The sequence below is a fragment of the Stenotrophomonas sp. HMWF003 genome, assembly GCF_003061285.1.
GTDB classification, from domain to species: Bacteria; Pseudomonadota; Gammaproteobacteria; order Xanthomonadales; family Xanthomonadaceae; genus Stenotrophomonas; species Stenotrophomonas maltophilia_AP.
The window spans coordinates 1-22,225 of sequence record NZ_QAIW01000053.1 but is presented as its reverse complement, the minus strand read 5'-3'; the positions used below and the strand labels follow the sequence as shown (position 1 = coordinate 22,225).

Annotated in this window: 25 protein-coding genes; 7 read left to right on the top strand and 18 right to left on the bottom strand. The window is 67.7% G+C overall.

The genetic code is table 11. From position 1 onward, the window contains the following. The 3 genes from DBR34_RS01865 to DBR34_RS01855 all read right to left on the bottom strand — a co-directional run. A partial coding sequence (locus DBR34_RS01865) for an efflux RND transporter permease subunit (protein WP_146186756.1) occupies window positions 1-1,897 on the bottom strand: 1,897 nt, incomplete at its 3' end. Then, window positions 1,894-2,994, bottom strand: a complete 1,101-nt coding sequence (locus DBR34_RS01860; protein ID WP_128095481.1) for an efflux RND transporter periplasmic adaptor subunit — start codon at window positions 2,992-2,994, stop codon at window positions 1,894-1,896. The genes DBR34_RS01860 and DBR34_RS01865, both read right to left, overlap by 4 nt. Before the next feature lie 50 nt (window positions 2,995-3,044). Then, window positions 3,045-3,677 carry a TetR/AcrR family transcriptional regulator C-terminal domain-containing protein gene (locus tag DBR34_RS01855; RefSeq protein WP_128095480.1) on the bottom strand — a complete coding sequence of 211 codons (633 nt, stop codon included), beginning with the start codon at window positions 3,675-3,677 and terminating at the stop codon, window positions 3,045-3,047. Window positions 3,678-3,836: 159 nt separating this feature from the next. Between DBR34_RS01855 and DBR34_RS01850 the strand changes: the two genes are divergently transcribed. After that, the gene (locus tag DBR34_RS01850; RefSeq protein WP_128095479.1) at window positions 3,837-4,901 is read left to right on the top strand and encodes a hypothetical protein; all 1,065 of its coding nucleotides are present in this window, start codon (window positions 3,837-3,839) and stop codon (window positions 4,899-4,901) included. A gap of 93 nt (window positions 4,902-4,994) precedes the next feature. Next, window positions 4,995-5,759, top strand: coding sequence for an EAL domain-containing protein (locus DBR34_RS01845; protein ID WP_128095478.1), 765 nt, complete (start codon window positions 4,995-4,997; stop codon window positions 5,757-5,759). Window positions 5,760-5,795: 36 nt separating this feature from the next. On the opposite strand, the gene DBR34_RS01840 is transcribed toward DBR34_RS01845, so the two are convergent. The 5 genes from DBR34_RS01840 to DBR34_RS01820 all read right to left on the bottom strand — a co-directional run bounded on the left by DBR34_RS01840 (window position 5,796) and on the right by DBR34_RS01820 (window position 8,393). Continuing rightward, entirely contained in the window at window positions 5,796-6,194 is a 399-nt protein-coding gene (locus tag DBR34_RS01840; RefSeq protein ID WP_128095477.1) for a hypothetical protein, read from the bottom strand. Between the two features lie 155 nt (window positions 6,195-6,349). Next, window positions 6,350-6,658: a hypothetical protein gene (locus DBR34_RS01835; protein WP_128095476.1), complete on the bottom strand. Its 309-nt coding sequence runs from the start codon at window positions 6,656-6,658 to the stop codon at window positions 6,350-6,352. Between the two features lie 162 nt (window positions 6,659-6,820). Continuing rightward, window positions 6,821-7,165, bottom strand: a complete 345-nt coding sequence (locus DBR34_RS01830) for a hypothetical protein (protein WP_128095475.1) — start codon at window positions 7,163-7,165, stop codon at window positions 6,821-6,823. 359 nt (window positions 7,166-7,524) lie between these two features. Continuing rightward, the gene (locus DBR34_RS01825; protein ID WP_219928197.1) at window positions 7,525-8,004 is read right to left on the bottom strand and encodes a lysozyme inhibitor LprI family protein; all 480 of its coding nucleotides are present in this window, start codon (window positions 8,002-8,004) and stop codon (window positions 7,525-7,527) included. A 107-nt stretch (window positions 8,005-8,111) separates the two neighbouring features. Further along, on the bottom strand, window positions 8,112-8,393 hold the full coding sequence (locus tag DBR34_RS01820; protein WP_128095474.1) for a hypothetical protein: 282 nt from the start codon (window positions 8,391-8,393) through the stop codon (window positions 8,112-8,114). A gap of 308 nt (window positions 8,394-8,701) precedes the next feature. Here DBR34_RS01820 and DBR34_RS01815 point away from each other — a divergent pair, with 308 nt between their 5' ends. Continuing rightward, window positions 8,702-9,274 carry an Ax21 family protein gene (locus DBR34_RS01815; RefSeq protein ID WP_181393874.1) on the top strand — a complete coding sequence of 191 codons (573 nt, stop codon included), beginning with the start codon at window positions 8,702-8,704 and terminating at the stop codon, window positions 9,272-9,274. A 274-nt stretch (window positions 9,275-9,548) separates the two neighbouring features. On the opposite strand, the gene DBR34_RS01810 is transcribed toward DBR34_RS01815, so the two are convergent. The 5 genes from DBR34_RS01810 to DBR34_RS01790 all read right to left on the bottom strand — a co-directional run bounded on the left by DBR34_RS01810 (window position 9,549) and on the right by DBR34_RS01790 (window position 12,667). Further along, entirely contained in the window at window positions 9,549-10,574 is a 1,026-nt protein-coding gene (locus tag DBR34_RS01810) for an NAD(P)H-dependent glycerol-3-phosphate dehydrogenase (protein ID WP_128095472.1), read from the bottom strand. Window positions 10,575-10,594: 20 nt separating this feature from the next. After that, a complete protein-coding gene (gene secB, locus DBR34_RS01805) occupies window positions 10,595-11,110 on the bottom strand; it encodes a protein-export chaperone SecB (protein ID WP_128095471.1) in 516 nt (171 codons plus the stop codon). Window positions 11,111-11,214: 104 nt separating this feature from the next. Then, window positions 11,215-11,652: a rhodanese-like domain-containing protein gene (locus DBR34_RS01800; RefSeq protein WP_128095482.1), complete on the bottom strand. Its 438-nt coding sequence runs from the start codon at window positions 11,650-11,652 to the stop codon at window positions 11,215-11,217. A gap of 79 nt (window positions 11,653-11,731) precedes the next feature. Beyond that, window positions 11,732-12,166: a hypothetical protein gene (locus tag DBR34_RS01795; protein ID WP_128095470.1), complete on the bottom strand. Its 435-nt coding sequence runs from the start codon at window positions 12,164-12,166 to the stop codon at window positions 11,732-11,734. Between the two features lie 30 nt (window positions 12,167-12,196). Next, a complete protein-coding gene (locus tag DBR34_RS01790; protein ID WP_128095469.1) occupies window positions 12,197-12,667 on the bottom strand; it encodes a YiiD C-terminal domain-containing protein in 471 nt (156 codons plus the stop codon). A gap of 43 nt (window positions 12,668-12,710) precedes the next feature. Here DBR34_RS01790 and DBR34_RS01785 point away from each other — a divergent pair, with 43 nt between their 5' ends. From DBR34_RS01785 to DBR34_RS01775, 3 genes are all read left to right on the top strand, one after another. After that, complete coding sequence (locus tag DBR34_RS01785) at window positions 12,711-13,487, top strand: uroporphyrinogen-III synthase (RefSeq protein ID WP_128095468.1); 777 nt, start codon at window positions 12,711-12,713, stop codon at window positions 13,485-13,487. A gap of 108 nt (window positions 13,488-13,595) precedes the next feature. Continuing rightward, a complete protein-coding gene (locus tag DBR34_RS01780) occupies window positions 13,596-14,579 on the top strand; it encodes a uroporphyrinogen-III C-methyltransferase (RefSeq protein WP_128095467.1) in 984 nt (327 codons plus the stop codon). Next, on the top strand, window positions 14,576-15,946 hold the full coding sequence (locus tag DBR34_RS01775) for a heme biosynthesis HemY N-terminal domain-containing protein (protein WP_128095466.1): 1,371 nt from the start codon (window positions 14,576-14,578) through the stop codon (window positions 15,944-15,946). The genes DBR34_RS01780 and DBR34_RS01775 overlap by 4 nt, the downstream gene beginning before the upstream one ends. Before the next feature lie 344 nt (window positions 15,947-16,290). Here the strand turns inward: DBR34_RS01775 and DBR34_RS01770 are convergent, their stop codons facing one another. Beyond that, the gene (locus DBR34_RS01770; RefSeq protein WP_102100653.1) at window positions 16,291-17,586 is read right to left on the bottom strand and encodes an acetyl-CoA C-acetyltransferase; all 1,296 of its coding nucleotides are present in this window, start codon (window positions 17,584-17,586) and stop codon (window positions 16,291-16,293) included. Between the two features lie 92 nt (window positions 17,587-17,678). Here DBR34_RS01770 and DBR34_RS01765 point away from each other — a divergent pair, with 92 nt between their 5' ends. Then, window positions 17,679-18,566, top strand: coding sequence for a hypothetical protein (locus tag DBR34_RS01765; RefSeq protein WP_128095465.1), 888 nt, complete (start codon window positions 17,679-17,681; stop codon window positions 18,564-18,566). Window positions 18,567-18,717: 151 nt separating this feature from the next. Here DBR34_RS01765 and DBR34_RS01760 read toward each other — a convergent pair whose 3' ends face one another. The 4 genes from DBR34_RS01760 to DBR34_RS01745 form a co-directional block, all read right to left on the bottom strand. Further along, window positions 18,718-19,353 (bottom strand): superoxide dismutase family protein, encoded by a 636-nt coding sequence (locus tag DBR34_RS01760; RefSeq protein WP_128095464.1) that lies wholly within the window; start codon window positions 19,351-19,353, stop codon window positions 18,718-18,720. 50 nt (window positions 19,354-19,403) lie between these two features. Next, window positions 19,404-19,970, bottom strand: a complete 567-nt coding sequence (locus tag DBR34_RS01755) for a superoxide dismutase family protein (RefSeq protein ID WP_128095463.1) — start codon at window positions 19,968-19,970, stop codon at window positions 19,404-19,406. Window positions 19,971-20,062: 92 nt separating this feature from the next. Then, a complete protein-coding gene (gene ntrC, locus DBR34_RS01750) occupies window positions 20,063-21,511 on the bottom strand; it encodes a nitrogen regulation protein NR(I) (protein ID WP_128095462.1) in 1,449 nt (482 codons plus the stop codon). Then, on the bottom strand, window positions 21,501-22,225 hold a 725-nt coding region (locus tag DBR34_RS01745; protein WP_128095461.1), incomplete at its 5' end, for an ATP-binding protein. The genes DBR34_RS01745 and ntrC, both read right to left, overlap by 11 nt.

Here is a 22,225-nt window from a genome sequence, read left to right as displayed (position 1 = left end):
GCGCGCGCGCGTCGCGTTCCAGCACGCGCTGGTCGCGGTCGCGGGTGTCGGTGGTGCCCCAGTCGAGCACCAGCGTTGCCTTGCGTGCCTCACCCACACCGGTCGCGCTGGGATCGCCGAGGTCGAGCACGCTGCCCACGGCGGTGTACACCTGCTTCAGCTCGGGCATGTCCTTGAGCAGCGCGCGTGCCTGTTCGGCCACGGCCACGGTGTCCTGCAGGCGCGTGCCCGGCGGCAGTTCCAGGCTCAGGTTGCTGCGGCCCAGGTCGGACTGCGGAATGAAGGTGGCCGGGATGAACGGCACCAGCGCCAGCGACGCCACGAACAGGCCGGTGGCCAGCCACAACGTGCGGCCGCGATGGCGCAGGGCCGCGTCCACCCAGCCCAGGTACCAGACCATCAGCTTCGAATCGGGCTTCTCTTCGCCGTGGGGCTTGAGCAGGTAGGCGGCCATCATCGGGGTGAGCAGGCGCGCCACCAGCAACGAGAACAGCACGGCGGTGGCCGCGGTCCAGCCGAATTCGCGGAAGAACTTGCCGGCGATGCCGGGCATGAACGCCACCGGCACGAACACTGCCGCCAGGGTCAGCGAGGTGGCGATCACCGCATTGCCGATCTCGCCGGCGGCCTCGCGCGCCGCTTCCAGTGGGGGCTTGCCCATGCGCAGGTGGCGCACGATGTTTTCGATCTCCACGATCGCATCGTCGACCAGGATGCCGACCACCACCGACAGTGCCAGCAGCGTGATCATGTTGAGGGTGAAGCCGAAGAAGTACATCACCGCGAAGGTGGGGATGATCGACAGCGGCAACGCCAGCGCGGCCACCCAGGTGGCGCGCCAGTCGCGCAGGAACAGCCACACCACCAGCAGCGCCAGCAGCGCGCCTTCGTAGAGCATGGTCATCGACGAATCGTAGGACCGGTGGGTCTCGTCGATGGCGGTGGTGACCAGGCGGAAGTCGATGCCCGGATGGGCGGCCTTGATGGTATCGAGCGCGGCATGCACGCCCGCCTCCACCTTCACTTCGCTGGAGCCGCGTGTGCGCGACATCGAGAACGCCACCACCTCGCCACCATCGAGCAGTGCCGCCTCGGTGGGATCGGCCGCGGCATCGGTGACCGTGGCCAGCGTCGACAGGCGCACCGCGCGGCCGTCCGGCAGCGCGATGGAGTAGTCGCGCAGGGCCTGCGCGTTGCCCACGGTGCCGAGCGTGCGGATGGTCTGCTGCGCGCCTTCGATCTCGGCCTTGCCGCCGGCGCGCTCCACCTGGATGCGGGCCAGCTGCTGTGAGACGTCACCGGCGGTGATGCCCATGGCGATCAACGCGTTGGGGTCCAGGTCCACCCGCACCTGGCGCTGCACGCCGCCCACGCGGGTCACCCGGGCCACGCCCGGTACGCCGTACATGGCACGCGACACGTCGCGGTCGACGAACCAGCTGGCCTCGTCGGGGGTCATGTGCGGGGCCACCAGGGCGTAGGTCATCAGCGAGCCGCCGATGTCCACCTTGGAGATCACCGGTTCCTGGATGTCCTGCGGCAGGTCGGTGCGGATGCGGGTGACCGCATCGCGCGTGTCGTCCAACGCGGTGGCCAGGTCGGCTTCGAGCTGGAATTCGATGGTGGTGGTGCTGACGCCTTCGCTGACCGAGGAGATCACGCGCTTGACGTTGTTGACCGTGGCCACCGAGTCTTCGACCTTGCGGGTCACTTCGGCTTCCAGCTGGCTGGGCGACGCGCCGGGCTGGGTGACGGTGACGGTGGTCATCGGGAAGGCGATGTCCGGGAAGCGCGCCACCGGCAGCTGGTAGAAGCCCCACAGGCCGGCCACGCACAGCACGAAGAAGATCAGCAGCGCCGGCAGCGGGCGTTTGATCGCCCAGGCGGAAATATTCATCGGGCGGCGGCCTTGTTGTTGGCCACCACGCGCACGCGGTCGCCCTCGCCGAGGAAGCCGGCGCCGTCCACCACCACGCGATCGCCGGCCTTGAGGCCTTCCAGGATCGCGGTGTGGCCGTTCACGGCCTGCCCGGTGCGCACACGGTGGCGGGTGGCCTGCTGCTTGTCGTTCACGCTGAAGACGTAGCTGTGGCCGTCGCGCTGCACGATCGCCGCGGTCGGAATGGTGAGCACCTGGCCGTCGCCGGTGACGATGCGGCCTTCCACGTAGATACCCGGCTTGAGCGGCTCCGGCGTGGGCAGGTCGGCGTACAGGGTGCCGGTGCGGGTCTGCGCATCGACGCCGGGGCTGACCGCACGAATGCGGCCGCGTACCACCTGCCCGGCATACGGCAGCTCGACGGTGTTGCCCACCACCACGTCGGCGAGCTGGTTCTCGGGCAGTTCGGCGCGCCATTCCAGGCGGCCATCGCGGATCAGCCGCAGCAGCTCGGTGCCGGCCGAGACCACCTGGCCGGGCTGCACCAGGCGCTTGGAGATCAGCCCGTCCGCCGGCGCGCGCAGGTCGGCGAAGTCGCGTCGCAGCTGGGCGGCATCGCGCGACGCACGCGCGGTGGCGGTCTGCGCCTCGGCGTTGATGCGGGCCGCGCGCAGTTCGTCCAGGCTGCTGGCGCTGATCAGCTGCTGCGCCGCCAGTTTCTCGCTGCGCTGGTAGTTCAGCCGCGCCAGCTCCTGCGACGCCTGCGCCTGGCGCAGCGACGCGTCGGCCTGGGCCAGTTCGCTGTCCAGGGTGCGGTGATCCAGCTGCAGCAGCACCTGCCCCTTCTTGACCCACTGGCCCACGTCCACCGGCAACGCGGTGACGCGCTGGCCGCTGATTTCCACGCCGAGCTGCATTTCCTCGTAAGCGCTCACCGGACCGGACACCAGCACCGTGCGCGCCATGGTCTGCTGCTGCGCGGTGGCCAGCGACACCGGCAACGCCGAGGTCTCGGCGGTGGCCTCGGCGGACGGGATGTCGTCCTTCCCCCCACAGGCGCTGAGCAGCGCGGCAACCAGGAGCAGGGAGGAGCAGCGGAGAATTCGATCACGCATCGGTGGGGCTTCCGTGTCGGAGCAGCGGGAACAGCTGGGAAATGGGGGGATCAGGGGATAGCGGCCAGGCGCAGTGCGATGCCATCCAGCATCAGCCCCAGCCCCTGTTCGAAGCGCGTGTCGAAGTCGACCTCGCTCCACACCTCGCGGGCGTCCCAGCAGTGCGGGAAACGTTGTTCGGCCAGTGCCATGAACGTCTCACCGAGCGCTTCCATGCTGCCGTCGCCCGGCCAGGACTGTTCTTCGATCACAAAGCCCATCGTGTAGTACACCAGGTCCATCGAGGTGGTCGCGGCGAATCGCACCGGCAGCCCGGCGCCGATCAGCGCGGCCAGGCTGGCCTCGCCCACCCGCAGCACGTTCTCGGTGGCCAGGAACGTGCCGGCATACACCCGCGCGCCGTCGCGACGGGCCTTGAAGGCCAGGCGGAACTCCCGCGCGATCTGCAGCAGGGTCTGACGCCAGGGCTGGCCGGCCGGAATGTCACGGGCGACATCGCAGATCATCGCGTCGGCCATGGCGTCGATCAGCGCCTGCTTGCTCTTGAAGTGCCAGTACAGCGACGGCGCACGGATACCCAGCGAGCAGGCCACCTTGCGCAGCGTGATGCCTTCCAGGCCGGCTTCGTCGAGGATCCGGAAGGCGGCCTCGACGATGTTCTCGCGGGCGATGGGTTGGCGCACGGGGGACCTGGACTAACGTCGTTAGGGGGCGAATCTAACAGTGTTAGGGAGCGCCCCGCAAGGCCCTCGCCCCCGTGCCGACTCAAGTTTTCCGCCAAGGTGCCGCTAGAGCGGCGCAGATGGCGCATGAGGCGCCTGAATATTCATGGAGATATACCGATGACCCTTCGCGTTGCCGCGTTCGTTCTTTGCCTGGCCCTTTCAGCGACCGCGCTGGCCGATTCCGCGCCGGTCGTGGCCGCGCCTGACGCAGCGGGGCCCGCCCCATCGTCGGCCACGGCACTGCAGCAACAGGCACGGGTGCGCCTTTTTGGCAGCAACCTGGTGCGGCTGTCGTTGCGCGCCAATGCCCTTGAGCAGGGCGGCAAGGCCGAGATGGTCAGCGTGGAGGGCAGGAGCGCTGGTAGCGTCACGCCGATCGGCGCCCTGTTTTCGATGGCGCGCAAGAACGACAACGTGACCATCGGCATGCCGGCCTCCTTCGCTACCCGCACCTTGAACGAGAACACCCGCTTCGGTGCCAAGCCGTTCTACCACGAGGTCGCGGTGGAACCTGGCCAACACGTGACGATCTCGGCCAATTTCGATGGCCCCAACCGACGCTGCATTCCGGTGGCCGCCGCTGGTCAGTCGCGCGATGCGCTGCGCTACATCGGTGGCCCCTCGGTGTCCTTCACCGCAGAACCGGGTACGGACTATGAAGTGTCCTTCGGCACCGACGGTCAAGGCTGCGGCATTACCGCCCGGCAGCTTCTGGCCGACGGCGGCTCCACCCCGCTGCGCAGCGAACGGCAACGGCAGCGCTCGCCGCAGACCGGCAAGGTCGACGGTGCGCACCTGTATACGTTCCTGTTCCGGCCCGGGAGCGTGTACTACCGGGTGACCGGCGAGTCCGCCAACCTCGAACTGCAGACCGACGACGCCGCGCACGCCGATGCCTTCGAAAGCGCGATGCGCGAGATCGCCACGCGCCCGGGCACGCAGATGTGCATCGTCGCCCCGGGGTTCGACTACAAGAGCCTCTTGTTCGACCGGCTCAAACGCGTCCTCGACGAGCAGGCCAAGGACTTCCCGGCCATCGTCGAACCGATCGACAGCATGCGTACGGCGCAACAGACCGAAGAGCACGTGCCGACCACGTTCATGGCCGCGGCCGAGTACTGCCAGGTGGCTGCGCTGGTGGCATTCCTGCGCAAGGAGCCGGGTGTGGCGGAGGGGCTGTAGGCCCGGGAGGCCGCGCGGCGCAGGCGACGTCCACATGGCCGTGATGGGCGTCGATTATTCTTGTTTCCTCACTCCGACCACGGGATCAGGCGCATGCCGTCCACCACTCCGCGTGCTGGCTGTGCCCTGTGCCGCGATGCCGCCCCGCTGCCGTTCGACTTCAGTTACGCATTCCAGCCCATCGTCGATGTGCATGCGCGCGAGGTATTCGCGCATGAAGCGCTGGTACGCGGTCCGGCCGGCGAATCCGCAAGCTGGGTGCTGTCACGTGTCACGGCTGACAACCGCTATTCGTTCGACCAGGCCTGCCGCGAGAAGGCGATCCGGATCGCTGCGTCGTTGGATCTGCGATCCCATCTTTCCATCAATTTTCTGCCCAATGCGATCTACCGGCCCGAGGTGTGCATACGCTCCACGCTTCAGGCAGCGGAACGGTATGGCTTTCCCGTTGAGCGGATCATCTTCGAGACCGTCGAGGGAGAGCAGGTCAGCGATGGAAAGTGGCTGGCGGATATCCTGAGCGAGTACAAACGCATCGGCTTCAAGGCGGCCATTGATGATTTCGGTGCCGGTTTTGCCGGCCTGAATCTGCTGGCCGACTTCCAGCCGGACATGGTCAAGCTGGATATGGCGTTGATCCGGGGAATCGACCAGAGCCCGCCGCGTCGCGCGATCGTGGCCGGCGTGGTGTCCATGTGTGAGCAACTGTCTATTGACGTGATTGCCGAAGGCATAGAGACCCGCGATGAGGCCCGCTGCCTGTCCGATCTCGGCATCCGCCTGATGCAGGGCTACTGGTTCGGCCGGCCGCAGTTCGAGAGCGGTGCGCGCGAGGCGGACACACCCTGGCCAAGGTAAGAGGCGCGTGCGCAATCGGCCAGAAGCAGTGGTTGCTCAAAGATCCGCAGCGTCTTCGTCGAGCGCGCACTCCTTCATGTCCTCAATCACCCGCGCCTTGACGAACTCGAACACGTCTTCGTAGACGTCGCAGACGATGTTCCATGTCCTGGGCGATGGCTGGCTGCTGTCGGCAAACACAGGATGGAAGTACACAACCCGATCTGTGATGCGGCCATCAACGATCAATAGACCCGCGAAGTCGTCCCGATCTTGCCGTCTGGCAAAAACAAAAACCTCATCGCCGCTTACGTCTTCGCGCTGGAAAGCGCGGGAAGCGAAGGCAAAATCAGAGGCATCGGACAGAAAATGCCATGGCGTGAACCGCGTCAGTCCCTGGCTGAGAAACCAACGCAGGGCGTTCGGCCACGCCGGATCGATCTTGCTGGGTTCCATGACGTTACGCGTCCGTAGGTGCATTTTGGGTCGGAAGCGGACACTACCACGAGCGCAACGACCGGCCCAGCGAGGCGTCCGCTTCCGGCCAGAAGCAGTCATCCGATGACGCTTCAAGCAAGACCGCGGCGCGCGTCAAACGAGCTTCTGCGTTACTAGAGTCTCAGCTCTGCCAGCCACGATCGATAGATCGCTGCATCGAACACCCTTCCCGTGACATTGAGAAAGTCAGCTTCGAACTGCAGCGCGACGGAGTACGCGACTTCCCTCGCAGCCTCAGTCGAGTACCTTCCATCCGCGACGTGACGCTTACAGTCGATGGCAGAGAACAGGTCGTAACACCAATCTGCGATTGCCTGGTCGGTGAATCTCGCTTCCTCTCCGTCTCTGCCCTCGCGCAGGAGGCGAACGAGGCTGTCTGCGGATAATGGAAAGTCAGCCAAGTTGACTTTGGTGCCGGCCATGCCTTCTCCGGTTGTCCGCTTTGGGTCGAAATCGGACGTTAGCACCGGGCCAGCCGCTTAGGTAGTCCTGATGTCCGCTCTCGGCCAAAAGCAGCCATGGATAGCAATGAGCCGAGTGTGGTCGCGAACCCGCTCCGGCCGGCATGAACTGCCAACCGATCATTACCCCCGATCCCAGCCAGCAAATGGACCACGAAAGACCAGGCCCTGACTGACGATGGCACCAATCTGATGTTGGGACGGAAAGAAGTCGCGGTGCTCGGGGTAGTTGGCCATGACATATCCATCCCACCATAGGTCTGGATCAAGCTGCGTGACCTTGCCGCCAATAAGGTCAACAAAAACCATACCCTTGTGGCGGAGAAAGTGAACAGCTTTGGTGAGCGCTTCCTCGTAAGTCTCAGCACCAATGTAGACATTGACAGCCGCACCCAGCCATTCCGCAGGCATCTGTTGATAACAGCCACGATCAACGTGTAGCGGGCATTTCCACAGCTTGTTAGTCACGGGCGCTGCAACCGTCGGCATGCTGTAAGCGATCGACGCAGGATCGACCTCGCAGGTACTGTTTCAGTGCTATTCAATCCAAGCGATGACTTCAGTCGATCAAGCCAACTCATGCTGAGCTCTTCTGCCCTTGAAGCATTTGAGACTAGTCGATCTCCGCCGCCGTATCCATCGGGCACGCTCGGTCGGAAGCGAGCGTTGGCGGCGGTCTCAGGCTCGGGGATCAGATAGTCTCGCCACCCCGGCATCTACTTGGCGGTCATTTTCAAATCTATGCCCCACAGACGCACCCCCAGCCTGATCACTGCCTGCCTGCAGCAGCGGTCGCCCTGTCACGCCGGAGCGGCCCGACGTGTCGTCTACCGTCCACTCATGGGATAGGACCCCGCGCAGACGTCGCCTTCCTCCGTCCCTTTTATCCACGCATTGAGCTGTTTGATCCGATCACGCGTCAGCTGCTCGTACTCTCCGCTTTCACACATCGGCAGGACGCTCCCGTAATCGGCGGGGCTCGGGTATCGCGCCGCGATCTGCGCATCGCGGAACACCAGCCAGGCACGTTGTGCGGCCTTGAACTTCTCCAGGAAGGCGGTGTCGCTTGCATTGGCGGCCAGCACCTTTGCGTAGATCCGGTTGAGCTCGGCGTCGGCGCCTTTGGCGCTGTTACTTGCACACTGGTTGAGGCCGGCCTGCGACTGGTCGGGGCTGTCACAGGCCATGCCATCGGAGGTATGCGGTGCCGCCGCAGGTGTTGCACCGCCCTTCTTGTCCGCGGCGTGGGCAGGGGCCCCGACGGAGAGGGCGCACGTAAAAAGAATTGCCGCGACAAGCGCTCTCATTCGAGTCACTCCTTCAAGGGCGTGCATGGCGGACCAACAGACGGACAACCGTTGAGCGCATCCGTATCGGCGATCCGTGGTTGGTGTCGGGGTTGTCTGCGTCCAGCTCAGCCGCTATAGCCGCGTACGCGCATGCACTTCTTTATGAGATCCGATTTTTCCATGCCGCGGACCACACCATCCCCCACTGCATCGCCGGTGGTTTTTGGCGCCTTTCCATCCCCGGTCGTGGCCTTGGAAGCGTCGTAATCGCATTCGGCCAGGTCGCGCTGTTTCTGCGCTTGGTCCGCACCGGGCTTGCTCCACGCCTTGATCTGGGTCGTGCCGCAACCCACCAGCATCATTGCACCAGAGAACAGGGCAGACGCGCCAATCAACGTGGTTCGCATGAGGGCTCCCGTCACTCCGAAGCGGCCCGGTTGGCCACGGCCAATTAACGACGCCAATCGGTGAAAAAGCTGTGATCGGGGGCATGCGCGTGCCGGGCGTGGGTAGAGCGCATGACGTCTTCGCCCCTGCCACGAAGCCGTCCCCCCAAGTTCCCTGAACGGGCGCTTCATTCATGTACCGGTCAGTTCAATATTCAGGAGCGATTGGGACGACAAATGAATAATTAACACCTGTCGACCGCCCCTTCTCTCCCCCTCCCAAGGGGGGCGGTTCGGCAAAACCAAAAATAATTAAAGGTGTCCCGATGATGAAGTCTTCCTTGCTTGCCCTGGGTCTGCTCGCTGCTCTGCCGTTCGCTGCGTCTGCAACCGATGGCCTGTCGTACAACTATGTTGAAGGCGGCTACGTGAACACCGATGCCAAGGGTGGCGACGCTGACGGTTGGGCCGTGAAGGGCTCGGTTGCCGTGGCGCCGAACTTCCATGTCTTTGGCGATTACAACGCGCAGGAAACCAAGCGCGGCAGCAATGACGTGGACCAGTGGAAGGTGGGTGTCGGCTACAACTACGGTATTGCCCCGACCACCGACCTGGTGGCCCGTGTGGCCTACCAGAAGTTCGATCCGAAGCACGGCCTGGACTTCAATGGCTACTCGACCGAAGTGGGCGTGCGCAGCGCGTTCACCCCGAACATCGAGGGCTACGTGATGGCTGGCTACGAGGACTACAGCAAGAAGCACGGCATCAACCCGGACGGCGAGTTCTACGGCCGCGTCGGCGCCCAGGCCAAGTTCAACCAGAACTGGGGCCTGGCTGGCGAAGTGAAGCTGGCCAAGGGCGGCGACAAGGAATGGTTCGTCGGTCCGCGCTTCACCTGGTAATACAGTTTCACCGCGGTACGTTGTTGGATGGCGCGGTCTCTCTCCCCTGCGCCATGAAGCCCGGCTTGCGCCGGGCTTCACTTTTACAGCAGCCGACCAACGGTCGGCTCTACCTGCAGGGCCGCCGTGTTCTTTGCGGTTGGCATGGCGACACCCTCGTCGGTACGCCACGAAAGAACCCGGCCTTGTGCCGGGTTTTTTCGTATCCGGGGGCAGTGTGTCCGGGCGTGGATGCCTACAAAAAACCCCGGCGTTTGCCGGGGTTTTTCGTGGGTCACTTGAACAGCGTGTCCGGGTATTCCGGCTTCTGTTCGCGCGCCAGCAGCGCACGCAGGCCCTCTTCAGGCGTCTGCTCGCCGTGCAGCACCGCGCGCACCCGATCGGAGATCGGCAGGTCGATGCCATGGCGGCGGGCCTGGCGCATGACTTCGTCGGCGGTCTGCACCGACTCCACCACCTGCCCGATGTCACGCACGGCGTCCTGCAGGGTCTGGCCGCGTCCCAGCGCCAGGCCCAGACGACGGTTGCGCGACAGGTCGCCGGTGCAGGTGAGCACCAGATCACCCAGGCCAGCCAGGCCCATCAGGGTTTCCGGCTTGGCCCCGATCGCCGCGGCCAGCCGCAGCATCTCGTTGAGGCCGCGGGTGATCAGGCCGGCACGGGCATTCAGGCCCAGCTGCATGCCATCGGCCACGCCGGTGGCCACCGCCAGCACGTTCTTCATGGCCCCGCCGAGTTCGGCGCCGACCATGTCGTCACCGGTGTAGGCGCGGAACGCCGGGCCGTGCATCGCGTCGGCCACCTGCTGGGCGAATGCCGGCGCGTCACCATGCACGGTGATCGCGGTGGGCAGGCCCTCGGTGACTTCCTTGGCGAACGACGGACCGGTCACCACCGCCAGCGGCACGTCCGGCCCGAGGACCTCGCGCGCTACTTCGTGCAGGAATCGGCCGGACCCGGGCTCGAAGCCCTTGGTCGCCCAGGCCACGCCGGCGTTGGCCGGACGCAGCGGCGCCAGTGCGCGCACGGTCTCACCGAAGGCATGCGACGGCACCACCACCAGGACCCAGGTGGCGTCGCTGACGGCAGCGGCCAGGTCGGTGGTGGCACGCAACGATGCCGGCAGCGGAATGCCGGGCAGGTAGCGGGTGTTCTCGTGGCGCTGGTCGATGGCCTCGACCATGGCCGCATCGCGCCCCCACAGCACGGTCGAGTGACCGTGCCGGGCAAGCAGGCTGGCCAGCGCCGTGCCCCAGGAGCCGGCGCCGAGAACCGCGATTTTTTCTGCGTGGGTGCTCATCGCAACGACAGCAGCGCCGATCAGGCGTTGCCGGCCGGCTCGGAGTCGGCCAGCGAGGTTTCACCCTGCTCCTGGCGCTGACGCAGGGTTTCGGCGTACAGGCCTTCGAAGTTGATCGGCTGCAGGAAGAACGGCGGGAAGCCGCCGGCCTGGATCAGCTCGCTCACCAGCGAACGCACGTACGGGAACAGGATGTTCGGGCACTGGGTGCCGAGCAGCACGTCCACCGACTGCGGGTCCAGGCCGACCAGGCCGAACACGCCGGCCTGCTGCACTTCGGCCACGTAGGCGGTCTTGTCGCCGGCCTTGCAGGTCAGGGTGACGGCCAGCACGACTTCAAAGGCGTTCTCGCCCAGGCGCTGCACGCGCTGGTTGAGGTTGAGCTGCAGTTCCGGCTGCACGGCTTCGTTGAACACGGCCGGCGCATTGGGCGACTCGAACGAAACGTCCTTGACGTAGATCTTCTCGACGGTGAACGCAGGGCCAGTGGCGGCGTCGGCCGGCGCAACGGCGCCGTTGGTGGTCTCTTCGGACATTTCCTGTAGCTCCAGAAATTAAGTGCAATAGTTGGATTGTTACATGCCCTGCTATGCGGGCGTGTGGCACCGCGCACAAGGCACGGGGCGCAATCGCGCGGAAATCAGTTGCGGCCCTTGACCAGCGGCAACTCGGCCTGCTGCCAGGCCGGAATGCCGCCGTCGAGCACGTTGACCTGCTCGAAGCCGGCCTTCTTCAGCGCCTTGGCGGCGGTTTCCGAGGCGTTGCCGGTGCGGCACAGCAGCACCACCGGGCTCTGCTTGGCATTGGCCACCAGCTTGTGCTCCGGGCCGAACGCGCTGGGCTGCACGTTGCGGCTGCCGGCGATGTGACCCTTCTCGAAATCACTGCTGGAGGACAGATCGATCACGATCGCGCCACCGGCATTGATCAGGTGGGTCAGTTCAGCCGGCTTGAGCGACTTGAAGCCGCGGAACAGGCGGCGGACTTCGGTGACGATGATGGCCACGGTCAGGCCGACCAGGGCCATCGACAACATCGGGTTTCGGCCGGCAAAGGCCAGCAGCTCTTCGTAATTCACTAAGATCACGGGGCGATAATCGGGCGCCGATTGTCGCACATGCGGGCGAATCGGCGTCCAGCCCCCGTCCCGGCAGGGTTCAGCGCTCCTGCCAGAGGTCCGGCAGGCCGTTGGCCTGCAGCCAGCGCTTGCCCTCGGCGTCCCAGCGCCAGATTTCCTTCACCCGCATGGTGCGCTCGGCCTGGGTGTTGTTGTTGATCACCCGCACCTCGGCGTTGCGCCCCACCCGGCCGTCGGGCAGGGGCACGTTGTCGCTGGCGCGATAGCTGGAAATCTTCACCTGCTCGTAGCGGCGCAGCTCCAGGTCGGTCAGCGGGTGGAGCTTGGCGTATTCCGGGTCCAGGTACGGCAGGGCGTCCTCGACGGTGCCCCAGCGCATGGTGGAGTCGTACTTGACCTGGGTCTCTTCCAGCTCCTTGCGCTGCTTCTTGGTGGTTTTCGGCTCGGCGGCCAGCGCGCTCACGCTGGTCAGCGCGAACAAGGTCAGCAGCAGGATCTGAAACATACGGCGCATGCGAATTCCCCAATCGGCAAGGCGCCCATCCTACCGCCTTGCGAAGGCCACGAAACGCCCGGTCAGTTCAGCCGCCGGCTTGCCCGCGGTGCCGGGCTGGCGGGCCACCAGCGCGATCCTCGCCTTGCCGCGCTGGGCGAAGGTGGTCAGGAAGCCGTCCCAGTCGGCCGGGTCAGCGGCCTGGGCCTGGGCATGCAGGTCCTCATAGACCGGGGCCAGGTAGCGCACGTGGCTGTCAGCCACGTAAACGTCGGCATCGAACCCGGCCAGGCGCAGGCGCAGGGTCACCAGCGCCCACCCGGACAGGGTCAGCGCCGAGGCCAGGCTGCCCCCGAATGCATTGCCCTTGTCGTTGACGTTGGCCGCCAGCGGCGCGCCCAGGTCGAGCATGCCCTCGCGGTAGGACACCACGCGGATCTGCATGGCCGCCACCGGGGGCATGCGGTCCAGCACGTGCTGCAGTTCGGCCAGGTGCGCGGACAGGGATTCAGGATTGGACATCGATACGACAACGTAACGGCAAAGGGCTCGCATAATGCCCGCAATGAACAGCGATGCACATGTGCCGGAATGGACCCTGATTTCACTGCGCCCGCGTGGCCAGCATGCGCCGTTGCGGCGTGCCGCGCAGGCCGCCGGCGCCAGCGTGGTGGCGCTGTCGCCGTGGGCGCTGCAGGTGCGCGACGACGATGCCACCCGCGCCCGGCTGGCGCGTGCGCTGGCCGCGCAGCGGGTGGTGTTCAGCAGCCCGGCCGCGGTGCACGTTGCGGCGCGCCTGCTGCCCCTGAACGCGCCCCGTGCCGGTATCTGGCTGGCGGTGGGCGCCGGTACCGCCGCGGCATTGCATGCCCATGCGGCCGGCCCGGTGCTGGCGCCCACGCGGATGGACAGCGAGGGTCTGCTGGCCCTGCCTGAGCTGGCCGCCCTGGACGGGCTGGACGCCGGCCTGGTCACCGCGCCCGGGGGCCGCGGCATCATCGCCGCCACCCTGGTCGCGCGCGGCGCCACGCTGCACCGCGCCGATGTCTACCAGCGGGTGCCCTTGCCCCTGCCACCCCGCGCCCTGCAGCGGCTGCGCCGCCGCGCGGCGCCGTGGGTGGTTGCACTCAGCAGTGGCGAAGCGCTGGAGCTGTTGCTGGCCAAGGTGCCCCAGGACCTGCTGCCGCGACTGCGCGCCTCCCTCGTCGTGGCGGCCAGCGCGCGGCTGGCGGACCAGGCCCGCGCGGCCGGCTTCGCCCGGGTCTGCGTCGCCGATGGCCCCCTACCACGCCAGCTGGTGCAGGCCGCACACGCGGCGATCATCACTTCCGTATCTTCCTGAACAGGCGACGTTCCCGGCCTTGCGGGCCGCGCGCGCGGCGGGTGATGCTGTGCACCACGTCGCTCGCCAGCTTGTGGACACCCCGGCGCGCGCGACAAGGATGCCCGCATGAATGACGACGTTTCACCACCGCCTGCCCCCCGTTCCCTGCGCTGGATCGTGCCGCTCGCGGTCGTGCTGCTGATCGGCGTGGGCGTGGCCTGGGGCTGGACCCGCTGGCAGGCCGAACAGGCGCGCGCCGCGCAGGCGCAGGCCGATGCCGGGCTGCAGCTGCAGGGCCTGGTGGACAGCGTGGAAGCGCTGCGCCGCGACCAGCGCTCGACCTCGCAGCGGGTGCAGGACGCCGCCGCCACCAACCGCGTGCTGCGCGATGAAATGCTGGGCCTGAGCCAGCGCAACGCGCTGCTGGAAGACAACCTGGCCAAGCTGGCCGACAGCACCCGCCATGGCGCGCAGGCGCTGCAGCTGGAAGAGACCGAACTGTTGCTCGGCCAGGCAGCACAGCGCCTGGCCTACGCAGACGACGTGGACGGGGCCAAGCGCCTGTATGCGTTGGCGGCCACCACCCTGGCCGATGTACAGGGCAACGACTATCTCAACCTGCGCCAGGCACTGATGCAGGAGCGCAATGCCGTGGACGCGCTGGGCCCGGGCGTGCGGGCCACCACCGCCACGCAGCTGGCCGCGTTCGCCACGGCGTTGGAGCAGGTTCCCGAACAGGTGGATGCCGGCGCCGGTGCAGCCGCCGGCACGCCGTGGTGGCATCAGGTGTTGGCCCCGTTCGTGACCATCACCCCCACCCGCACGCAGGGCCCGTTGACCGACGCCGACCGCGTGGCCGGCTGGGATTCCCTGCAGCTGGAACTGACCCTGGCCCGCGCCGCGGTGGAGCGTGGCGACCAGGAAGGCTTCACCCGGTCCGTGGACCGCGTCGCAGCCTGGCTGCCGCGACTGTGGCCGGATTCACCCGCCCTGCGCGAGCGTCGTGCTGAACTGCAGCAACTGCGTACGCGCGTGCTGCATCCTGCGGTACCCGAACTGGGCAGCACCTTGCAGCAACTGCGCGCGATGCGCGATGGAGATGACCGATGAAACCCTTCCAATCCCTGGTGGTGCTGTTGTTGGCGGTAGCCCTTGGCGTGATCGCCTCGCAGTTCCTGGGCACCGAACAACTGCGCCAGTTCGGCGAAGTGATCTACCGCTACGGCGGCAACGACTACCGGTCCACGGTGCCGCAGGTGGCCTTGATGGTGCTGGTGGGCCTGCTGGTGTTGTGGCTGCTGTGGAGCCTGCTGGCCTCGCCGTTCCGCGCGTGGGGCCGGTACCGCCGCAAGCAGGGCCGCGCGCGTCTGATCGACGGCATCCAGGCGCACGAACAGGGCCAGTGGCAGCGGGCTGAAAAGCTGCTTGAAAGCGCCGCCGAAGACAAGGAAGTGACCGCCGTTGCGATGGTCACTGCAGTCCGCAGCGCGCAGGCGCGCGACGACCAGGCGGCCGTGAACCAGTATCTGCAGCGCCTGGCCGGTGAAGACGCCACCCTGCACGCCCTGCTGCAGGCCGAGCGCCTGCTGGTGCAGGAGCGCCCGGTGGATGCGATCAACCTGCTGGACACCGCCACCATTCAACCCCTGCCGCCGCGCGGCCTGTGGCTGCGCACCGAAGCACTGGCCCGCGCCGACCGCGCGCATGAGGCCTACGGCCAGTTGGGCGCGCTGCGCAAACAGAAGGTCCTGCCCGATGAGGCCGTGGCCGAGCTGGAAACCCGCCTGGCGGCGCAGTCGCTGCTGGAAGCGGGTGACGTCAATGCGCTGGCGGCGCAGTGGGAAGCCACACCGAAGGCGCTGCGCAGCGATCCGGACGTGGTGTCGGCCTATGCACTGCGTGCGGTCGCACTGGACTGGGACGAACCGGCCCTGCTCAACATCGAGCAGGCGCTGGACACGCGCTGGGACGAGTCGCTGGTGACGTTGTACGGCCAGATGCCGGTGGACAAGCTGGCCACGCGCCAGGCCAACCTGCAGCGTTGGTTGGCCAACCAGCCGGCCAGCCCGGCCTTGCTGCTGGCGCTGGGCCGCATTGCGACCCGCCAGCGCCAGCACAGCCAGGCCGAGGACTACCTGCACCGCGCGACCGCCGCCGGTGCCGGTCCGGCGGCGTGGGAAGCGCTGGGCCAGTTGTTCGTGGAGCGTGGCGAACCGGCGCTGGCCGCGCAGTGCTTCGCCAATGCGCTGCGCCAGCAGCGCGGCGACGACAGCATCGCGCTGGCGCGGGCCAACGCGGTTGTCACGCCGCTGGGCCCGGTCGTACCCGAACGCGCCACGGTGGAAGAGCAGTCGCTGATGTCGCAGCCGCTGCCGGTGCAGCCGGTGCGCCCGGTTGATCGCATCGATCCGGTGGACCCGGTCGACCCGCTCGTGCGCGATGACCGCGACGCATTCGGCAACCCGCGCCTGCCCTGATCGCGCACGCCGGATCGGACACGGTAGTGCCGGCCGCTGGCCGGCTCCATGCACACAGTCCGCCACCCGGTAGTGCCGGCCGCTGGCCGGCTCCACGCACACAGTCCGCCACCCGGTAGTGCCGGCCGCTGGCCGGCTCCACGCACACGGCCCGGCACCCGGTAGTGCCGGCCGCTGGCCGGCTCCACGCACACGCTCCGGCACCCCGGTAGTGCCGGCCGCTGGCCGGCTCCACGCACACGGCCGGCACTACCGGTTTCGTGCAGCCACCCATGGGGTGGCTCTACCCCCCCAATGAAAAGGCCGCCCTTGGGCGGCCTTTTCGGTTTGCGTCTCCTGCCGGATCAGCGTTCGACAATCGCCACTACGCCCATGCCGCCGGCGGTGCAGATCGAGACCAGCGCGCGGCCACCCCCACGTTCGGCCAGCTGCTTGGCCGCCGTGGCGATCACGCGCGCGCCGGTGGCGGCGAACGGGTGGCCGGTGGCCAGCGACGAACCCAGCGGGTTGATCTTGGCCGGGTCGATCCGGCCCAGCGGCGCGTCCAGGCCCAGGCGATTGCGGCAGTAGTCTTCGCTTTCCCACGCCCGCAGCGTGCACAGCACCTGCGCGGCGAACGCCTCATGGATTTCGTAGATGTCGAAATCCTGCAGGGTCAGGCCGTTGCGCTTGAGCATTTCCGGCACCGCGATGGTGGGCGCCATCAGCAGGCCTTCGCCGTGCACGAAATCCACCGCGGCCACCTGCGAATCGCGCAGGTAGGCCAGCGGTTCGTGGCCGTGCGCACGCGCCCATTCTTCGCTGGCCAGCAGCACCGCCGAGGCGCCGTCGGTAAGCGGGGTCGAGTTGGCGGCGGTCAGCGTGCCGCGCCCGGAGACCTTGTCGAAGGCCGGCTTGAGCGTGGCCAGTTTTTCCAGCGAGGTGTCGGCGCGCAGGATGTTGTCGCGCTCGACGCCACGGAACGGAGCGATCAGGTCGTTGAAGAACCCGCGCTCATAGGCAGCGGCCAGCTTCTTGTGCGACGACACCGCCCACTCGTCCTGCGAGTCGCGCGAGATGTTCCATTCCTTGGCCATGTCCTCGCAGTGGTCGCCCATGCTCTTGCCGGTACGCGGCTCGGCCACGCCGGGGAACTCGGGCTTGAGCTCGCTGAGCTTGAAGCCGCGGGTCAGCGCCTTGAGCTTGTCGCCGGTGCTCTTGGCGCGGTTGGCCGCCAGCAGGCGTGCGCGCAGCTTCTTGCCGTACACGATCGGCACGTCGGAGGTGGTGTCCGAGCCGCCGCCGATGCCCGAGTCGATCTGGCCCAGCGCGATCTTGTTGGCCACCGCGATGATGGTGTCCAGCGAGGTGCCGCAGGCGCGCTGCATGGTGATGCCGGGCGTGAGCGGGGACAGGCCCGAGGACAGCGTGGCTTCGCGGCCCAGGTTCCAGTCGCTGGAATGCTTGATCACCGCGCCCATCGCCACTTCGCCCAGCTGCTGGCCATGCAGGCCGAAGCGTTCGACCAGCGCACCGAGCGTGCGTACCGACATGCCGAGGTTGCCGACGTCCGAATAGGCCGTGTTCTGGCGGCAGAACGGGATGCGGACGCCACCGAGGATGGCGACGGGACGGGCGTTGGGCATGGAGATACCTGGCATGGGAGGGGTGTCTGCAACATGGCCTGCACGAAGGAGCAGGCATAATGGGGGCAAGTGTAGCTGCCGCCCTGTGATGGGCCAACCGTGAAACCATGAGCAAACCCGACCCCGGCATGAATGCCCTTGGCGTCTTGGCATTGGAACTGGCCGGCGGCGACGCGCCGCGCCATGCCGCGCTGTCTTCCGAACAGGCCGGCGAGCTGGCCGAACGCGTCGGCCGTGACCTGGCCAAACTGGTCCCCGGCGTAAGCGGGCTGGACTTCGTGTTCGCCGGCGCGCATTTCGACCCGGCCGAAGTGCTGCGCCCGGGCTGGCCCGTGCACCGCCGGCTGGAAGAACTGCAGATGCGCGCCCCCGGCCGCAACGAAGGCCCGCGCCTGCTGGCCTTTGGCGCCGGTGCCGACGGCGATGTGCCGCTGCCCTTCCAGGCCGAGGCCACGCTGACCGGCGGCGGCCTGCGCGTGGTGCCGTTCCTGCTGACCGGCACCGACGTGGCGCAGACCCAGGCCGTGGCGGAGGCACTGGAAGAGGTGCTGCTGGCCCAGGGCATGGCCCAACCGGACACCGCACTGCTGGCGCAAACGGCTTTCGGTGCGCAGATCGAACACGCACGCTTCTTCACGGTGAACGACCTCGCCGCGATGATGTCGATGCAGTACGACAACCAGGGCCTGGCCGCACTGTGGCCGGTGATCGAAACCGCGTTGATGGCCCCGCGTTCGGAAGAGTGGCTGGACGCGCCCCCGGAGCCGCTGCTTCGATACGCCGATGGCGAAGTGCGTATGGCGCTGTTCGATCCCGCCGGCTGGTGCGCGTTCTACAACCACGGCACCGGCGACTGCGAGCGCCTGCAGGGCATCTACGACCAGTTCCTGATGCGCCAGCGGCAGATGGCCGCCGTGCTGGAAGCGCATGGCCTGCCGGTGTTGTTCGTACATTGCGAAGCCGGGCAGGACGCGCGCGAGCTGCTGACCCGGTAGACGGTGGTTGATGCACTCCGGTCGTGCTGGCCGCTGGCCGTCTCCCCGGGGCATCGATGGCGATCATGGCAGCCACGCATGGCGTGGCTCTACCCACGTCCAAAAAAAAACGCCGGCATATGCCGGCGTTTTTCGTTCTGCATCGGGTCGGTTACGGCGCGGCCTTGATCACTGCGCAGGCCAGGCGGGCACCGGCGTTGCCGGTCGGCTGGGTCTTGTAGTCGTCCGCGTCGGCGTGGACGATCAGGCCGCGGCCGATGATGTCGAAATCATCGCCCTTGCCGATGTTGACGTTGGTGGACACATCCGCGTCGACCACGGCATTGCCCTGGGCGTCAGCCTTGATGTTCGGCATGTCGCCGCCGTGGTGCGGGGTGGCGGCCACGCTGCCGTGGTCTTCCTTGCCCGGGTTGAAGTGGCCGCCGGCGCTGGCGCCGTCCGGCGCGCTGCAGTCGCCCTTCTCGTGGATGTGGAAGCCATGCTCGGAGTTCGGCTTCAGGCCGCTGACCGCGCCCTTCACGTGCACCTTGCCGTCCACCACGCTGAAGGTGACGTTGCCCTTGACGGTGCTGTCCTTGGTGGGGGCCAGTTCGGCGGCGGCGCCCTGGTTGGCGTGCGCTTCGCTGGTCATGGCCGGCGGCGCGTCCGGGGTGGATTCGGCGGTCGGCTGGGCGGCGGTGGCTTCAGCGGCCGGGGTGGCTTCCGGAGTGGTATCGGCCGGCTTGTTGCAGGCGGTCAGGCCGAGCGCGGCGATGGCGGCGAACAGCGAGGTGTGGATCAGGCGCATGTGGAACTCCTTGCGGGTAGCGATGGAAAAAGCGGCGTCGGGCGGCGCGATCAGCGCGTTACCCGGATGACGCCGCAGGCGATTCTGGCGCCGGCATTGCCGGCGGGCTGGCTGCGATAGTCGTCTGCATTGGCATGTACCACCAGTGCACGTCCTGCGATATCTGTGGCTGCGCCGCCGCCAAGGGTAACCGCCGGCAGGCGCACATCCACGTTGACGCGCCCCTGCGCATCGGCGCGCAGGTTGTCCATGTCGCCGGCATGGTGCGCACCGGCGCTGTTGCGGCCATGCGGCTGCGCGCCCGGATTGAAGTGCCCGCCCGCGCTGCTGGCATCCACCGCGCTGCAATCACCGCGCTCATGCACGTGGAACGCCGCCGTCTGCAACGGCTGCAGCCCACCGATGACGCCGGTGATGTGCACGCCCCGCGCATCGGGCACCAACGCCAAACGCCCACTGACCAGGCTGGCCGACGCCGGCGACAGATTGGCTTCGGCCATTTTTGCCGTGCTCACCAACGGTACGGGCGGGGCGGTGGGGCGCGCTGGCGGGGTGCTGCCGCAGGCCGCCAGGCCGAAGGCAACCACTGCACCGAGGACGAGAGAGGAACTGCGCATGGAAAACTCCTTGGTTGCAAACTAACGACGTGCTCGTCCACGCACCATGAAAGCGGCGCGGACGCCGTGCACACATGCCGTGGACATCCGGTTCATCCGCCGCGACGGCGCCCGGCGCCGAGCTTGCGGGTCAGGGTGTTGCGGCCCATGCCCAGCCGCGCCGCCGCTTCGGCACGACGCCCGTGGGTGATCTGCAGGGCCGCTTCAAGCAATGCCTGGTCCACCCGGTCGCGCACCTGCGCGTGCAGGCCCTCGGCCCCTTCGGCCAGGCGCTGGCGTGCCCATGCCGACAGCAGGGTTTCCCACTGGCCCGGATCGCCCGCCGCGCGGGTGCGCGGACCACCGCCGCGATGCAGCGCGCTGTCCACGTCGGCCACGCCGATGGTGTCCGAGGCGGCCAAGGCCGCCATGCGCCAGCACACGTTCTCCAGCTCGCGCACGTTGCCGGGCCAGTCATGTTCGCGCAGCGCCTGCAGTGCGGCCGCGGTGAGCCGTTTGGGCGGGGTGTCGAGCTTGCGTGCGGCGGCCGCCAGGAAAGTGTCGGTGAGCTGGGCGATGTCGTCGCGCCGTTCGCGCAGCGGCGGCAGCCGCAACCGCACCACGTCCAGCCGATGCAGCAGGTCGGCGCGGAAGCGGCCTTGTGCCACCAGCGATTCCAGGTCCTGGTGGGTCGCGGCGATCACGCGCACGTCCACCCGGATCAGCTCGCGGCCGCCCACGCGGAAGAACTCGCCCTCGGCCAGCACGCGCAGCAGCCGCGTCTGCAGCGGCAGCGGCATGTCGCCGATCTCATCGAGGAACAAGGTGCCGCCGTTGGCCTGCTCGAAGCGGCCGACGTGGCGCCGCTGTGCCCCGGTGAACGCCCCGGCCTCGTGGCCGAACAGTTCGCTTTCCAGCAGTTCAGAGGGAATGGCCGCCGTGTTGAGCGCGACGAACGGCCCCTGCACACGCGGCGATTCGTGGTGAAGGGCGTGCGCGACCAGTTCCTTGCCGGTGCCGGTTTCGCCGTTGATCAGCACCGACAACGGTGCCTGCGCCAACCGCCCGATCGCACGGAACAGCGCGCGCATGGCCGGGGTGTCGCCCACCAGCTGCGGGCGCTGGTCCGGCGTGGGTTCCACGGCCGCGGGCACCGGTGCATCCACCAGCGCGTCCTGCTCGGGCAGCACGCGCTGGGCCAGCGCCACCGCATCGTCGAGATCGAACGGCTTGGACAGGAATTCCTGTGCACCGCCACGGAAGGCGCCGGCGGTGCTGGCCACGTCGGTATAGGCCGACATCACGATCACCGGCAACTGCGGGTGCGCCGCCTTCAGCTTGTCCAGCAACACCAGGCCATCGTCGCCGGGCATGCGCACGTCGGTGAACAACAGGTCCGGTGGCGGTTGGGTGTCGAGCATGGCCAGCGCCGAGGCGGCGCCGTCGAAGCCTTCCACGCGGTAACCGGCGTCGCGCAGCGCGGTGCACAGCACGAAGCGGACCGCGCGGTCGTCATCGACCACCCAGACGCGCTGGGCGGTGGTGTCGGTGTCATCCGCCATGGGCGGTCTCCTCGGCGGGCGTGCCATGGCCGATCGGCAGCAGCACGGTGAAGACGGTATGCCCCGGTCGCGAACGGTAGGTCAGCGTGCCGCGGTGTTCGCGCGCCACCTGCTGGGCCAGCGCCAGGCCCAGCCCGGTGCCTTCGGCGCGGCCGCTGACCAGCGGCAGGAACAGGTGCTCGGCCAGCTGCTCGGGCACGCCGCGGCCGTCGTCGGCAATCTCCAGCCGCAACGCCAGCGGGTGCAGCTGGTCGCCGATGCGCACGCCGTGCTCCACCCGGGTGCGCAGGGTCACGCTGCCGGCACCGGCCTGGATAGCGTTGCGCACCAGGTTCCACACCGCCTGGGTGAGGCGATCGGCGTCGCCATCGAATTCGGGAATGCTGGGGTCGTAATCGCGCTGCAGCCGCACCGCCCAGCCGCCTTCGCTTTCAGCCAAGCGCAGCACGCGCTCCAGCGAGGCGTGGATGTTGAGCGGCGCATGCGGCGCGGCCGGCGCCGGCGACAGCAGTTGTTCGAGCAGGCCGTTGAGGCGTTCGATCTCCGAGCCGATCAGCTCGATCAGCTCGCGCTCGTCCGGATCACGCTGCGCATTGCGCCGGGCCAGCAGCTGCGCCGCCCCCTTGAGGCCGGCCAGCGGATTGCGCAGCTCGTGGGCCAGGCCCTTGAGCGCCGCACTGAGCGCGCTGGGCAGGGCCTGGGTGGGGTCCAGGC

Bases quoted from the DNA above. Each gene is read 5' to 3' on its own strand.
- DBR34_RS01770 (WP_102100653.1), bottom strand. From the start codon at position 17,586: ATGCCAGGTATCTCCATGCCCAACGCCCGTCCCGTCGCCATCCTCGGT.
- DBR34_RS01755 (WP_128095463.1), bottom strand. From the start codon at position 19,970: ATGCGCAGTTCCTCTCTCGTCCTCGGTGCAGTGGTTGCCTTCGGCCTG.
- DBR34_RS01795 (WP_128095470.1), bottom strand. From the start codon at position 12,166: ATGCGCCGTATGTTTCAGATCCTGCTGCTGACCTTGTTCGCGCTGACC.
- DBR34_RS01825 (WP_219928197.1), bottom strand. From the start codon at position 8,004: ATGAGAGCGCTTGTCGCGGCAATTCTTTTTACGTGCGCCCTCTCCGTC.
- DBR34_RS01790 (WP_128095469.1), bottom strand. From the start codon at position 12,667: ATGTCCAATCCTGAATCCCTGTCCGCGCACCTGGCCGAACTGCAGCAC.
- DBR34_RS01775 (WP_128095466.1), top strand. From the start codon at position 14,576: ATGAAACCCTTCCAATCCCTGGTGGTGCTGTTGTTGGCGGTAGCCCTT.
- DBR34_RS01840 (WP_128095477.1), bottom strand. From the start codon at position 6,194: ATGGAACCCAGCAAGATCGATCCGGCGTGGCCGAACGCCCTGCGTTGG.
- secB (WP_128095471.1), bottom strand. From the start codon at position 11,110: ATGTCCGAAGAGACCACCAACGGCGCCGTTGCGCCGGCCGACGCCGCC.
- DBR34_RS01780 (WP_128095467.1), top strand. From the start codon at position 13,596: ATGAATGACGACGTTTCACCACCGCCTGCCCCCCGTTCCCTGCGCTGG.
- DBR34_RS01845 (WP_128095478.1), top strand. From the start codon at position 4,995: ATGCCGTCCACCACTCCGCGTGCTGGCTGTGCCCTGTGCCGCGATGCC.
- DBR34_RS01850 (WP_128095479.1), top strand. From the start codon at position 3,837: ATGACCCTTCGCGTTGCCGCGTTCGTTCTTTGCCTGGCCCTTTCAGCG.
- DBR34_RS01835 (WP_128095476.1), bottom strand. From the start codon at position 6,658: ATGGCCGGCACCAAAGTCAACTTGGCTGACTTTCCATTATCCGCAGAC.
- ntrC (WP_128095462.1), bottom strand. From the start codon at position 21,511: ATGGCGGATGACACCGACACCACCGCCCAGCGCGTCTGGGTGGTCGAT.
- DBR34_RS01765 (WP_128095465.1), top strand. From the start codon at position 17,679: ATGAGCAAACCCGACCCCGGCATGAATGCCCTTGGCGTCTTGGCATTG.
- DBR34_RS01815 (WP_181393874.1), top strand. From the start codon at position 8,702: ATGAAGTCTTCCTTGCTTGCCCTGGGTCTGCTCGCTGCTCTGCCGTTC.
- DBR34_RS01820 (WP_128095474.1), bottom strand. From the start codon at position 8,393: ATGCGAACCACGTTGATTGGCGCGTCTGCCCTGTTCTCTGGTGCAATG.
- DBR34_RS01810 (WP_128095472.1), bottom strand. From the start codon at position 10,574: ATGAGCACCCACGCAGAAAAAATCGCGGTTCTCGGCGCCGGCTCCTGG.
- DBR34_RS01785 (WP_128095468.1), top strand. From the start codon at position 12,711: ATGAACAGCGATGCACATGTGCCGGAATGGACCCTGATTTCACTGCGC.
- DBR34_RS01760 (WP_128095464.1), bottom strand. From the start codon at position 19,353: ATGCGCCTGATCCACACCTCGCTGTTCGCCGCCATCGCCGCGCTCGGC.
- DBR34_RS01860 (WP_128095481.1), bottom strand. From the start codon at position 2,994: ATGCGTGATCGAATTCTCCGCTGCTCCTCCCTGCTCCTGGTTGCCGCG.